Annotated in this window: 17 protein-coding genes, 1 tRNA gene and 1 pseudogene; 5 read left to right on the top strand and 14 right to left on the bottom strand. The window is 60.2% G+C overall.

Features of this window, described 5'->3' with window-relative positions; all coding sequences use genetic code 11:
- Positions 1-60: 60 nt before the first annotated feature.
- A tRNA-Lys gene (locus ACF8NF_RS20595) sits at positions 61-136 on the top strand.
- 25 nt (positions 137-161) lie between these two features.
- Here ACF8NF_RS20595 and ACF8NF_RS20590 read toward each other — a convergent pair.
- From ACF8NF_RS20590 to ACF8NF_RS20530, 13 genes are all read right to left on the bottom strand, one after another.
- A complete protein-coding gene (locus tag ACF8NF_RS20590) occupies positions 162-1220 on the bottom strand; it encodes a site-specific integrase (protein WP_313281427.1) in 1059 nt (352 codons plus the stop codon).
- 192 nt (positions 1221-1412) lie between these two features.
- Complete coding sequence (locus ACF8NF_RS20585; protein ID WP_392451185.1) at positions 1413-2360, bottom strand: phage Gp37/Gp68 family protein; 948 nt, start codon at positions 2358-2360, stop codon at positions 1413-1415.
- Between the two features lie 59 nt (positions 2361-2419).
- Positions 2420-2659 carry a hypothetical protein gene (locus ACF8NF_RS20580; protein WP_392451184.1) on the bottom strand — a complete coding sequence of 80 codons (240 nt, stop codon included), beginning with the start codon at positions 2657-2659 and terminating at the stop codon, positions 2420-2422.
- On the bottom strand, positions 2656-2943 hold the full coding sequence (locus ACF8NF_RS20575; RefSeq protein ID WP_197943228.1) for an ogr/Delta-like zinc finger family protein: 288 nt from the start codon (positions 2941-2943) through the stop codon (positions 2656-2658). The genes ACF8NF_RS20580 and ACF8NF_RS20575 overlap by 4 nt, the downstream gene beginning before the upstream one ends.
- A complete protein-coding gene (locus tag ACF8NF_RS20570; RefSeq protein WP_392451183.1) occupies positions 2934-3257 on the bottom strand; it encodes a hypothetical protein in 324 nt (107 codons plus the stop codon). The genes ACF8NF_RS20575 and ACF8NF_RS20570 overlap by 10 nt, the downstream gene beginning before the upstream one ends.
- Before the next feature lie 440 nt (positions 3258-3697).
- On the bottom strand, positions 3698-4912 hold the full coding sequence (locus ACF8NF_RS20565) for an XRE family transcriptional regulator (RefSeq protein WP_392451182.1): 1215 nt from the start codon (positions 4910-4912) through the stop codon (positions 3698-3700).
- A complete protein-coding gene (locus ACF8NF_RS20560; protein ID WP_392451180.1) occupies positions 4896-5564 on the bottom strand; it encodes a hypothetical protein in 669 nt (222 codons plus the stop codon). Before ACF8NF_RS20560 ends, ACF8NF_RS20565 begins: the two co-directional genes overlap by 17 nt.
- Positions 5565-5734: 170 nt before the next feature.
- Positions 5735-6016, bottom strand: coding sequence for an H-NS family nucleoid-associated regulatory protein (locus ACF8NF_RS20555; protein WP_392451179.1), 282 nt, complete (start codon positions 6014-6016; stop codon positions 5735-5737).
- A 167-nt stretch (positions 6017-6183) separates the two neighbouring features.
- On the bottom strand, positions 6184-7302 hold the full coding sequence (locus tag ACF8NF_RS20550; RefSeq protein ID WP_392451178.1) for a hypothetical protein: 1119 nt from the start codon (positions 7300-7302) through the stop codon (positions 6184-6186).
- Complete coding sequence (locus ACF8NF_RS20545; protein WP_392451177.1) at positions 7299-8060, bottom strand: ERF family protein; 762 nt, start codon at positions 8058-8060, stop codon at positions 7299-7301. Before ACF8NF_RS20545 ends, ACF8NF_RS20550 begins: the two co-directional genes overlap by 4 nt.
- Before the next feature lie 85 nt (positions 8061-8145).
- Positions 8146-8304, bottom strand: coding sequence for a hypothetical protein (locus ACF8NF_RS20540; protein ID WP_016452848.1), 159 nt, complete (start codon positions 8302-8304; stop codon positions 8146-8148).
- On the bottom strand, positions 8301-8510 hold the full coding sequence (locus tag ACF8NF_RS20535) for a hypothetical protein (RefSeq protein ID WP_392451176.1): 210 nt from the start codon (positions 8508-8510) through the stop codon (positions 8301-8303). The genes ACF8NF_RS20540 and ACF8NF_RS20535 overlap by 4 nt, the downstream gene beginning before the upstream one ends.
- A gap of 13 nt (positions 8511-8523) precedes the next feature.
- Positions 8524-8865: a hypothetical protein gene (locus ACF8NF_RS20530; protein WP_392451175.1), complete on the bottom strand. Its 342-nt coding sequence runs from the start codon at positions 8863-8865 to the stop codon at positions 8524-8526.
- A gap of 932 nt (positions 8866-9797) precedes the next feature.
- Between ACF8NF_RS20530 and ACF8NF_RS20525 the strand changes: the two are divergent.
- Positions 9798-9983, top strand: a pseudogene (locus ACF8NF_RS20525) (helix-turn-helix transcriptional regulator); the annotation flags it as partial.
- Between the two features lie 88 nt (positions 9984-10071).
- Here the strand turns inward: ACF8NF_RS20525 and ACF8NF_RS20520 are convergent.
- The gene (locus tag ACF8NF_RS20520; RefSeq protein WP_392451218.1) at positions 10072-10569 is read right to left on the bottom strand and encodes a helix-turn-helix domain-containing protein; all 498 of its coding nucleotides are present in this window, start codon (positions 10567-10569) and stop codon (positions 10072-10074) included.
- Positions 10570-10652: 83 nt separating this feature from the next.
- Here ACF8NF_RS20520 and ACF8NF_RS20515 point away from each other — a divergent pair, with 83 nt between their 5' ends.
- The 3 genes from ACF8NF_RS20515 (at position 10653) to ACF8NF_RS20505 (ending at position 12175) form a co-directional block, all read left to right on the top strand.
- Positions 10653-10901, top strand: coding sequence for a helix-turn-helix domain-containing protein (locus tag ACF8NF_RS20515; protein ID WP_392451174.1), 249 nt, complete (start codon positions 10653-10655; stop codon positions 10899-10901).
- A gap of 103 nt (positions 10902-11004) precedes the next feature.
- Positions 11005-11265, top strand: coding sequence for a hypothetical protein (locus ACF8NF_RS20510; protein WP_392451173.1), 261 nt, complete (start codon positions 11005-11007; stop codon positions 11263-11265).
- A complete protein-coding gene (locus ACF8NF_RS20505; RefSeq protein ID WP_392451172.1) occupies positions 11243-12175 on the top strand; it encodes a DUF1376 domain-containing protein in 933 nt (310 codons plus the stop codon). The genes ACF8NF_RS20510 and ACF8NF_RS20505 overlap by 23 nt, the downstream gene beginning before the upstream one ends.
- The last annotated feature ends 2 nt before the right edge of the window (positions 12176-12177 follow it).

The raw sequence follows: 12177 nt of genomic DNA, 5'->3' as shown, positions 1-12177 counted from the left end.
ATTTGGTGCTAGAATCTATGTCTTCGCTGAGCAGCATCTGATGCATGCAAGGCGTGGTTCGGGTCTTTAGCTCAGTCGGTAGAGCAGCGGACTTTTAATCCGTTGGTCGCGAGTTCGAATCTCGCAGGACCCACCAAATAAACACCAATGAAATCAAGCCCTTACGCCGCAAGCGTAGGGGCTTTTTTCTTGTCCTCGGGGGCCTGCTCTGACCAAAACATGACCGCGTTTGCGTACTGGGCCAGGTGCTCCGGCGCCAGGTGGGCATATTTCTTCACCATCTCCAGCGTCTTCCAGCCTCCCAGCTCCTTCAGGACGAACAAGGGCGTGCCGGATTGGACATGCCAGCTCGCCCAGGTATGCCGCAGGTCGTGGAAGCGGAAATTCTCGACACCGGCTGCGGCGAAGGCCCGGGCAAGAATTCGTGCATCGACCTGCTTCACAGGTGCCCCGGTAGGCCGCGTGAAGACGTTGACGCCTTTCGGGCGCGCGTTCAGCACGTCCAACGCTTCGCTGTTGAGCGGGACCACTCGCGCGGAACCTGATTTGGAGGCATCGGCGCTGACCCAGGCCATGGAGCGCTTGAGATCTACCTTGTCCCAGGTCAGCGTGAGGATCTCTGCGCTTCGCATGCCCGTGGCAAGGGCGAAGCGGCAGATGTCCCGCATCCAGTCCTGAGACAAGGCCATGATGAAGGTGCGGGCCTGCTGGCGGGTCAGGAACCGAATGCGAACCGCCGGCTCCCGGTAGTTGCTGAGAATGGGCGCGCGGCCAAGCCACTGCATCTTCTCGCACATGTTGAGCAGGGTCCGCAGGGTGGCGATGTACCGATTCTTGGTGCTCTGCGATGTGGGCCGCTGCACCGTGGAGCCGTGGCGCACGAAGTGCGTGGGCAGGTTGTCAAGGATGACGTCGCTTGTTAAAGAGCTGATTGGCCTGCCGCCGAAGACGGTGCGCCAATACGCGACGTGCCGAACCTTGGTGTCGTAGTCGCTCTGTCCAGCAGAGGCGCGGAGGAATTGAACGGCAGCTTCCTCGAAAAGCCGCTGCGGCTGCTCCCCCAGCTTGTCCTGCCGCCACATCTCCGCTTTCAGGCGGTCGTGGTACTCCTGAGCTGCCTTGCGCTCGGTCGTTTTAGAAGATCGTCTAACTCTTTCGCCGCTTGGCGTGCGTAGATCGATCCACCAGATTCCGGAAGTTTGATCTTTGCGGATGGGCATTCACTATCCTGGTTCCGCAACGATAGCCGGGTGACATTGTTGCGAGGTTTGTTGAGAGCAGCAAGGGCGGATGGCCAGATGCGCCATATGCGCGATCCGGGTAGGCGAAAGGCGATCTCATGCCGCCTTTCGAAGATGGTTCCGTAGGAAACCTGCAGTCGTTCGGCTGCCTGTTTTAGGGTGAGCGCGGTTTCACTCATGGGGCTTTCGCAAGGCTGTGTGCTGCAGAACAGGGAATTCGTCCCAGGTTTTGCCATCCAACTCGCGGCCGGCGGCTTTCTTGCCGATGCGCACGGCGCCATAGCCGTCGCCGAAGTCGTGGGTGTCCTGGCCAGCAGCTCGGGAGCGAAACTGAGGGCAGCCCTCCAGAGGGTGGAAGTGGAGGCCTGACAGGGCCGGCGCAAACTCTCCCCACTGCTTGAACAGGAACGGCGTGCCCACGGCTTCGCACTGGTCGCGCAGTTCACGGTGCCAGTTGGGATGCGTGGGCCGTGCGCCGGGGCCGCTCTCGCCGCCAGCGATCACCCAGTCCAGTTCCTCCAGCGCGTTGGTGCCGTCTGCAATATTGCTGGGGTTGGCGAAGAACCCTTCGAACGACACCGGCCCAAGCAGCGGCTCCATTGACAAAAAGCGCACGGACGCGGGGATGCGGAGCAGCTTGGGAATGTCGCGGTCGGCCTCGGCCTGGTTGACGACCGTGGCGCCCAGCCAAATGTTCGCGGGCGGGCCGTCGAGGAACATTTCGCCCAGCATGGCGCCCGCGTTCCCAATCCGCTTGGTGAGGAGGAGCCAGTCCAGGTCAGAGGTGTCCAGGATCAGGGCTGCCAGGTCGTCGCGCCATTCACGGCTGACTGCGTTGTCGAACACGTCTGCCAAGCTCGCGCAGAACACGCGCTGGCGGCGGCCGTGCTGGGCCTGGAATGCTTCGGCCTGGGCGTTCCAGCGGCGCGGCAAATGCCAATTGGACAGGCTGGTACGGCGGCGCGGCGCGCCCGGCCCCCAGTTGACGGCCTGGCCACCGCCGTAGCGGGCATTGCGCGTCTCGGCGTAGCAGTTATCGCAGCCGGGCCCGACGCGCTGACAACCCTCCCACGGGTTGAATGTGTGGTCAGTCCATTCGATCTTGCTGTCTTGTGACATGCGGTTCTCCAATGAAAACGCCCCGCTCGGCGGCGGGGCGTGGTTGATGTGGTGTTGGGTCAGTGGGGCAGGTCCGGGGCCTTGAGTCCCTGTAGCTCGATCTCCTGCAGCACGCTGGTGTGCTGCTCGGCAAAGGCCTGCCAGGCCGCTGCAGGGATGGTGATTCCCTGGCCCTCGTGCTCCGGCAGACTGGCGGCGTCTTTCACGCTCTGGATTGCAACCATGGCGCGGGAGAGCAAGCCGGCGGCGTAGATAGTTCCGGCCAGGTGGAACGCTTCCTCGACGTTCGACCTGCTCATGTCGCGGCTGCCTCGTGTCGGCGGCCGTCGAAATGGGACGAGGGCATGGTTTCGAGCTGCGTCTGCAGCAACTTCCTGTTGAGGTGGTCGCTGATCGCCAGAATGACCATGGGATTGGGGATTGCGCTGGGGCTGATCGTGCGGTTGATCTCTGTGACCGCCGAGAAGACGTGGCCGCAATAGAAGTTTTTGCACACGAAGATTGTTTCGCGGCTGGTGTTGGTGAGCTGCATGCTGGTGCGGGTGTAGGCCAGCTGTTCGCAGTGGGGGCACATCATGCGCATGTGGCTTGCTCCTTCACATTTTCGGTGGCAGTGAGGCTCAGGGCGACCTTGGTCAGTTCCAGGGCCATCTCGTCCATGGCCTGGCCGCCCAGCTGCAGCTCGGGATGCACGGCCAGGTATTCCCGGAAAGCGCTCGCAGCAGCACCAGGTGCTGCGGCTTGCTGGCTGGGCTCGGCGCGCAGGCGCTCGGCCAGCGCATCCAGCTGTTCGAAGGTGAAGGCCATGCCGCGAATCGCGCGCATTGGGCCGGGCGTGTGGAAGGTGGCGCCGCACTGCTGTGCCAGCAGCACCAGGGGTGTGTTGATCATCGTCATTGGAAGCTCCAGGTCAGGTAGGGATAGGTTCGACGCGGCGCGCGGGGGCGGGGTAGTACAGATGCCCACCGACGCGGCTGGGCAGCGTGAATGCATAGAAGCGGGTGGCCGGCAAGCCTGGGTGGGGCTTGAGTTCGGTGCCCTGGTAGCAGTTGAATGGAGGCGTGTAGGACTTTTGAGGTGCGGTCTTGGGCATGTGGATGCGGAAACGAAGCGGCCCGCACTAGGCGGGCCGGGGTAGGGTGTGGCAGGTAGAACAGCCTGCAGGGATGTGGCGGGCAGAGGTTGTGCGCCATTGGTGAGTTGCTGGCGGCCGGCAATTGCGGCGTCGTGGACGGGGCCTCAAGGAAGTCATCCCTTTCTCAGTGGGTGACGTTTTATTCAAGACGAAAAAAAGCCCGCAATGTGCGGGCTTTAATGAATTTTCTGGTAAATAAAAATCAGCGTCTGAAGTCGGTAATTGATACTATCCTTGCGGATTCTCCGCTAGCCGTCTTATGTGTAGATTGTGCGGCCGCTTTGTCATGCCTTAACTTTGCAAGCTCCACAACCTGTGGTGGACTGGAAAAATAGCCTTCTCGCAAACCGCAAAGTTGCTCGACATCGCGTTCAGATAGACCCGAATATCTCGGCAGAGCTTCTGCTGATATAACACCAGAGTTTATCAAAAGCTCGACTGCGCGGCGTAAAAGGCGTGGTCTTTCAGGTTCCCATTTTTCATCAAATGGTTCGGCCTTGGCTCCCCATCGCGCAGAGCGTCGCTTAAATAAATTGTGCTTCTCTTCGTTGCTTAGCATGCCTATATAGTAAAGGCGCATTAGCATTGCGCCCACGGAGGCGCCCCAGCGTTGTTTCAATATTAGAAGATTGTCAAGATTAACAGGGAGTCGGACATCGTCTGCAAAAGTTTCTGCTGGAAGTAATAGGGCTCCTGCGAAGCGATGAGCCTGTTTTTCCATTAAATTATATCGATCTCGGTCATTTTCATGCTGAATGTGCTTGTGCAGTATCAGGTGGCCGATTTCATGTGCTAGATCGAATCGGCTGCGAAAACCATTTGCTTTGTCAGCAGATAGATAGACAATTGGGCGTCCAAGGATTTGACTCCAGCAAGAAAGCCCTTCTATAGCTGCAACATCAATTTCCTCGCGTATTACTAGAATGCCAGCGCCTTCCGCTGCTAAAACTAGATCTTGAATTGGTGTGCGTCCCAGCTGCCAACGTTGCCGGCACTCTTCAGCTGCGGCTTCGATGTCTTCATCACGAATTTCTTCTGGAGCCGAAAATTCTCTTTCTGGAATATTCAGCTGGGGATAGTCTAAATATTCAGAAAAGAGAGAGGCAATGTCTTGCGCCCATTCTGTTCGCATCTCCAATTTTGCTCGTGCAGCCTTTAAGGCTACTGCATCACTGCGATACAAAGGAGGTGTGACGCGAGGTAGTGTAGGACGCGTAAGCCATTCGGCTTCGACGTTTAGGGTAATAGCAAGACGATCAAACGTGTCTGGCTCAGGAAATTGGTCACCTTTACACCATTTTGTGACAGTAGGTGCAGATACGCCAACTAAGCTGGCTAGCTGGCTTTTAGTTAGGCCACGAGCAACCAACGCCTGTTCAAGACGTGCTGGCTGAAGATCGTTAATTCCCTTGGTCATTTCCTGTTTGTTTCTTGGGCTGTGCCTTAAGTGTGGGCACCGCGTTGTCTGGCTGGACGACGCTTGCTGGCAGGTCGTACAACGCAAGAAGTTCTTTAAGGGGTTTGCGGTAAAGCCAAGATTCCATGTTCGGTGCTGGTATCGCAATCATGACCTGAGTCAACTGTGCAATTTCGGCCCCAGCATTCCACCCGTCCATAACGCCGAGTACGAAAATCGTACCCTCGGTGATAGGCTTGGCACCCTCAAACATATCTCCCTGCACAAAAGTTCGTTCAATTTCAGTGTTTATTTGCGCGAGTATTTGACGAGTCTTGCTGGTTTTGAGTCGCACCCACTTATGCCCGGGTACATTGAGTCGTGCAATATTGAATTTCCCGATCCGGCCTGTGACGAGCCTGGAGCCGCAGAGAGGAGTAGGGCTTGCACCATGAGCAGCCAGTGCGTCGCGAAAAGCCTCATTCACAAAGAAGTGTCTGTTGTGTCCAGCGCCAGAGGTGCGGTGTCCCTTGTCGAACAGGTTCGCGTGTTGGATGCACTTCTGGTCACCGGATCGATAGGCATCATCAAGCGCCATGAGGGCGTCACGAGGAATGTTCTGGATGATCAGCTGCTCCAGCTCTTGGGGGTCTCGGGGCGGCGGGTTAGTCATTGCTCATACTCACTTGTCGGGTTTGTATGGCGAGAATTTTAGTCAAAAAACTTTCGTGTGAGAGTCCTTTCGGTGTTTTTTCTATAATACTGTATAAAAATACAGTGGTCAAGACCGAGGCAGCAAATTTCTTGACGATCAGCTTTTTTGCCTCAGGCGAAGCTGACTCTTTAGACGAGGAAGGTCGAGCGATCCTTGCCCACGATCCAGTTCGGCGGCTTGCCCCGGCCGGTCCAGGTCGCGCCAGTCTCGGGGTCACGGAACTTGGGCGCGCCCACCGAGCCCTTCGCCTTGGAGCCGGAGGCGGGGAACACGTCTTGTTCGGTCAGCTGATAATGATGAATTAGGTCACGAGCCTGAGCTACCGCGCCTGCCTTCTCCGTCTTCATCACTTCAGCGATGCGTGCATCCAGCTCGGCCTTTTGCTGCAGCAGGGTCTTGTAGTCGTTCATCTTGTTTTCTCCGGTTGATTAGGAAAGTTGAAGCCCACCAGGGTGGGCATTGTTGAGAAACATTTATCAGTTGGCAAATGCGGCAGCCAGAAGGAAGGTGCCGGCAAAGCCAGTGCTGCCGGCCAGCAGGCTCATGCCCGCGAGGCCAAGGAAAACGCTGCGAAGGCTCATGGCTGAGCTTGGAAGCTATCGCGCACGTCGGCGATATGGGCGATCAGGCCATCGCAGAACGCCGCGAAACTGGTGGCAGGCATGTGCACGGCGCCCCGGTCCTTGACGGTCTGGACGCCCACCGCGTTGGCGGTCGTGGCGCTGATCTCGAAAATGCCCAGGCGCGCGTTGATCTGGCCCAGCTTCAAGGTCTGGCCGCTGGCCACCAACTCCTGCAGTTGCTGCTGGTCCAGCGCTGCCGGCTGGGTTGCGGCCGGTGGTTCGGGCTGCGGCTTAGGGATGGGCGCAATCTCCACCTCGACATGCAGATCAGGCTGCGTGGCCAGGTCGAAGCCGATCAGCTCGGGCTGCGGCTGTGCCACTTCGCGGGCAGCAGGCGCTGGCTCAGGGTGCGTGGCCGCGAATTCCGCGATGCACTGCGCGTAGTACGCCCGGGCCAGTTCCAGCTTCACGTCCATCTGCGCCTCCAGGGCGCGGTCGCGCTCGATGGCCCAGGTGGTCAGGCGCATGTGCTCGGGGATGTGCTCGACCAGGTGCAGCTGCTGCGGCTCGTACTGGCCCAGCAGTTCCTCGGGCGTGTTGACCATGGCGTAGTTGACCTCCCAGCGGTCCACGTCCCACAGGCGCATGTAGCCGCGCATCTGCCATGCATACAGCGAGTCCTCGCAGTCGCGCACGAATGCGGGGAAGGTTTGCAGACTCCACGAGCATTTCAGGTCGTGGCCGCAGCGGCGCACCTGGTCCACGGTGTCGGCTTCACCCGTGATCTGTCCGTCGGTGCGCCGCTCGGTGTTCTTGGCCAAGGTCAGCCCGCGCACGCGGTTCAACAGGGCCAGGCCTTCGGCTTCGACGGCAAGGCCCTTGTCCGTGTATTTGCTGGACACCTCGAAGTCCACGCCCCACAGCTCCTGTCGCACCAGTTCCCGGATGTAGGTCTTGGCGGTCTCGCTGAGCGTGCCCAGCTTGAGCCGTTCCAGCACGGCCTTCTCTTCGTCCGTGCGCTTCTTCTTCGCCTGGATGGCTTCCACCTCGGGCGTGATGAGCGCGGGATCGATGCTCACCGGCGCGGTCATCAGCTTGCCGATGCTGCTGCAGCGGAACAGGAACTCCCTCATGCTGCACTCCTCGTGGCTTCGTTGAACGCCATGAGGCCGGCACGATCACGGGAGAGGGCAGCGCGTCCCTTGCGGCAGCCTGCTTCGAACTCGGCAGTGCCCCGCACACTCTTGATGTAGTCCACCCAGCCCTGGGCATGCTCTGTGAGCGGGGCAGCAGCGCCGCCCTGGCCGTTGTCATCCTCGCCGGCCTCGGCCACGCCCGTGATCTGCTTGAGCGTGTGCCGCTGCAGGTAGGTCGTGGTGGAAATGATGGCCTGGATGGCGTTCTTGCCGCCTGTCTCGTCGGGCTGGGCCGTCAGTTGGACAGTCTCGGCATGGCCCAGGCGGTGCCGCAGCGTGCAGACCACGGTGATGTCGCGGCCGACCTGGTGCGTCTTCCACGACCAGGCGAAGCCATGAACGGAAAGCTCGGGGCCCACGGCCTGCACAACGTCGTCCAACTCGGCATGTTTGTAGCTGGTCCTGCCGCCCTTGCTGGGAAAGTCCACCAGCTTGCGCTTCACGATGCGGATGTTCTTGGCCTTGAATGCGGCCAGGGCTTCGTTGTAGGCCTTCTCGGCCTCGTGGCGATCGTTGCGCTCCAGCAGATCCATCATCTTCTCGATCTGCTCCAGGCCTGCGCCGCGTTCCTGCAGCGTCAGCATGAAGTTGGCCGCGAGTGATGTGGGAAGGGCGGTGGGAGCGGGGGCGGCCGTGGAATCTGCCGCCGGCACCAGTTCAAGGGCATCGGCCTCTTTCTTGGAAACAGCGTTCATGGGAACCTCGCAGGTTGTGGAAAAAGAAACGCCCGCAGCAGCGGGCGATGGTCGGCGCCGGCGTGGCGCTTGGTGGATGGGGCGGTCATTCCGGGTCTTCCGGATCGCCGCGCATTTCGCGGACGGCGGACAGGTAGCGGCGCCCGCCGGCAGGCCAGGCGCGGTCCAGTTTTTCCCCGGCCTCTTCAAGCAATTCGAGCAGCATGGGCACCTTCTCGGCGTCGGTGAGTTCGGAGAGCTTCATGGCTTTTCGCGGTGGCATTCCACTTGCCTCTCGTCCAGCCATTCCGCATGCATGCCGGGGCACGCCAGCGCGCTGACGGTGGCGGGCGGCGCCTTGCCGGGCTCATCGTCCAGCGTTGCCTGCAGGCACAGCAGGCTGATGCCCAGCAACATGGCAAGCAGCCATGCCAGCGGCGGCGGATTCGGGATTTCGTCACGTTGGTGCATGGTGGCTCCTCGATCAGTGGCGATTTCGTTGAAGGTCCGCGATGTCTTTGCGGGCACGTTGGCGGGCATAGGACCGCAGCCACTCGTCCATGGAGTTGCCCATGACGGCCAGCTGCGGGTGTTCGGGGTTCAGGCTCTGGCCCATGCGCTCGCTGGCGGTGGCGATCTGCTGGGCCAGCTCGTACTGCGCGGCCTGCAGGGCCTCCTGCACGAACTCGGCCACGAATGGCGGGCCGTAGTACTCGCGGACGTAGGTGTCCAGCTCGGCGTCTTCTGCCTCGGCGCGATCAGCGCGCGCCGCGTTCTCGGCTTCGGCCACTGAGGCCCAGCAGATAGAGGGGAGTCGTGCATTCATTTGGGCCTCCAGAAATGAAAAAGGGCCCGCGTGTGCGGGCCCTTGTGGGTGGATCGATGGAGTCGGGTCAGAACCCACTCCAAAGGTTGAGATTGCCGGATGGCTCCAACTCCATCGCGGCGGCGTCCTCGGAAAGGGCGCTAGCGTGATGGAGCTGGCCCAAAGAGTGAATTAGGGTAAAAGACTGCCAAAGTTCCTCTCTCTAAATAGCTTGGTATGCGATTTGTTTTTAGCACTCTCGTCGTGGTCGGGTTTTTAGTCTTCATCTACTACATCGTCAGATCGATGGCTTCAAGGTACAGAGACGATCGAGGCGAGTACTTCATCAAGGCTATGTTCGTCTTCATCCTGATTTCGGCGTTAGGGGTAGTTGGTGAATGGCTAGGTGTCCCTGCTTAGCCCGTGTTGCCTCTTTGTCGCGCAATGGGGAAAAATCGCTCGCGATGGCCGGATGCGCTCCGGTGAGCGTTGGTCTGGGCTTTTCTTTTCTTGGCATCCCAGTGCATGCCTCAAGCCGTATTTTTCCAATCCCCCCAGCTCAGGGTTCTGCGGGGCCTGTCCCAGTCTCCCGGCAGCTCTTACCTGCGTGAGCAGAGGCTGGTTCAGTGAGGCAGTGCGCCGACGACCTTTTCTATCCCGCTGCCGCCCGCGGTGCCTGTGTTTACCCAGCCGTGCGGCTGCATGAGCGCGGGCGGCATGTTCGTGGCGCCCGTCAACGACAAGATTGCCGTTGACGAATGGATAATAGCAGTGCTTTTTTATCTGTGCAATAGCAGTGCTTGTAATTTTTCCCTGGTCAGAGCAAAAAATGCCTTTCTGCAAGCCTGGCTTGCGTCTGCCGCAACGCACAGTTGCGCAAGCCTGGCTTGCATTTGCAAAAGTGCGACTATTGGTGAATACTGTATGTGTGTACAGTTTTTCGCGAGAACGCGATGACGCCAATACGAAAAAAAGCACTGGGCGATCGGCTGCGTGCCGCCCGTCGCCGCTGCGCGCTCTCGCAGGATGAAGTGGCAGACCTGTTGGGTGTTAAGAGGCAGACAGTCTCCGCATGGGAGACAGGGGTGACTGTGCCTACGGCATTCCAGGTGGCGGACTTGGCTGCAGCGTACTGCGCCTCCGCTCATCAATTGCTATTCGGAGCGCACTTCCAACGTGTCGATGTAAAGGCGCTTTTGCCGGGTCCTGGGAGTCAGGACGGACAGGCTATTCCGAGTGCGCCGCTACGCGTCGATGAGCAGTCATCGACTTCAGACCCGGTGCGGTTGGGGACTGCCGCTCCGCCTCTGCCTGGTGGTGGCGGAGTTGCGCCTCAGCGTCAGCCAGTAACTTGGCTTGGGTCGATTTGGGGACGCTCCGGTACACCATGACGAGCTGCATTTCGTCTTTGGACAATTGGGTGAAGTTCAGCGGCTGACTGCCGCCACCGGCAACCTCTCCCAGCGCGGCAGCTTCTGCAGCTAGCCTGGGGCTGAAGTCTGCAATCTCGCACCCCAATCCTTTCGCGAAGCCTCGCGCCGCCTTCAGGCTGATCGCGGCCTTGCCATTGAGGAAGTGCCCAACGGCTGCTTGGCTGCCTATGTCATAGGTCTGCCCGAACTCTGCTTGGGACACGCGCTCCTTGCGCTCAACCCACAGGCTCTTGAGCTTCCGCGACTCCTCGCGGTGCTCATCAGTCAGGGTTCTGCGGATCTCTTCACTCATAAATAGCGAGGCTAGTAAAAGTACTGGCAAAAAGCAAAAAGCAGTGCTATTGACAAAATTAAAAGCACTGCTAGTATTTGCGGATGCACAACCTTAGACGCATCCGAAAACACCTCGGAATCACCCAGAAGGCCTTGGGTGACGGCATCGGCTGTACCCAAGGCAACGTCTACCACTACGAACGAGGCCAGACGCTGTTGCCTGAGATGGCGGGGCGACTGATCGCTTACGCCGCGCGCGATTTCGGTTTGACCCTCACCTATGACCACATCTACGGCAACGTTGAACTGCCGATGGTCCCGGCTCAAGCGAGGAGCATTCCGCGTGATTGAGTGCATAGATAAACCTGGAAAAGGAGCGGGGCCACTACGTCGCGCCGTCCGCGATTTGGTCGCTTTCGCACGCGGCGCGGGCCGCACCAGCTGCTCCGACACCATGGAGCTGCGTCAGCAGTGCGATGCCAACACCCTGCGCGTGCTGGACGCGCTGGCCAGGGCCAAGGGCATGGAGCGCCCGGCCTACATCGAGGCGCTGTTGGAAGAGCATGCGAAAGAAGCGTTGCATGAAGCAAGTCTGATCGTGCGTCAGCTGCGGGGCAATCCGCTGCTGGTGGAAGCGCTTGGAGCCCCGCTGGAGACCTTTGGTCTGACTGCGGCCGAGGAAGAGGTGGGGAATGCCCGAGCAACAGCTTCCTGAACCCCTCGTATCCGCTGACTGCGACTTGAGCGACTTCCCGTACATGGAGCTGGATGTTCGGCGCCTGCGCGACTCGCGTTTTGCATCGACGCCCAACGGTGATGCGTTCCGCGCTGGCGTGCTGCTGTGGTGCGCGGCCTGGCACCAGATTCCCGCTGCCTCGCTGCCCGATGACGACGTAGAGCTGGCCAACCTGGCCGGCTACGGCCGCATGCCTATCAGCGTGCGCGAATGGAAGAAGGTGCGGGTCGAGGCCCTGTCTGGCTTCGTGAAGTGCAGCGATGGCCGTCTGTACCACCCCGTGATCGCTGAGAAGGCCGTGGCTGCGGGCGCGGCGAAGCGGCGGCACGCCTACGGAAAGTTCCTGGACCGCCTGCGGAAAGAGAACAAGGCGCGGGAGAAATCCGGCAAGCCCCTGTTCGGAATTCCAACGCCGGAGCAGTGGAATTCCGGCGCCTACCCCCACGGAATTCCACCGGAGCCCCAAGCGATTTCCGCCGGAAATCGCCCGGAAAACGGTGCGACTTCCGGCCAAGTTCCAGCGGAAAACGCTCTTAGAGGGAACAGAGAGGGAGAGGGAGAGGGAACTCTTTATTCCGTAGCTAACGCTACGGGCGGCACCGCCGCCAAGCCGCCGGGCGAGATGACGAAGGACGAGCTGTGGCGTGCGGGCAAGTCACTGCTGGCTCAGGCAGGCCTGCCGCCGGCTCAGTGCGGCTCGTTCGTGGGAAAGCTGGTCAAGGACTACGGCGACCAGATCGTGGTCGATGCCGTGCGTGCTGCGGTCGTGGCGCGGCCGGCGGACCCCGTGGAGTACCTGAAGGCGACTTGCATGCGGGAGAAGGGCGAGCGCGCCACCCGGGGCAACAACAAGCACAGCGCCGCCTATGCGGCCATCGTGGGGGACTGAGC

The sequence above is a fragment of the Delftia sp. WSY_22 genome (genome assembly GCF_043104185.1).
GTDB classification, from domain to species: domain Bacteria; phylum Pseudomonadota; class Gammaproteobacteria; order Burkholderiales; family Burkholderiaceae_C; genus Comamonas; species Comamonas tsuruhatensis.
The sequence above is the reverse complement of the archived record's forward strand: the minus strand, read 5'-3'. Positions and strand labels throughout refer to the sequence as shown.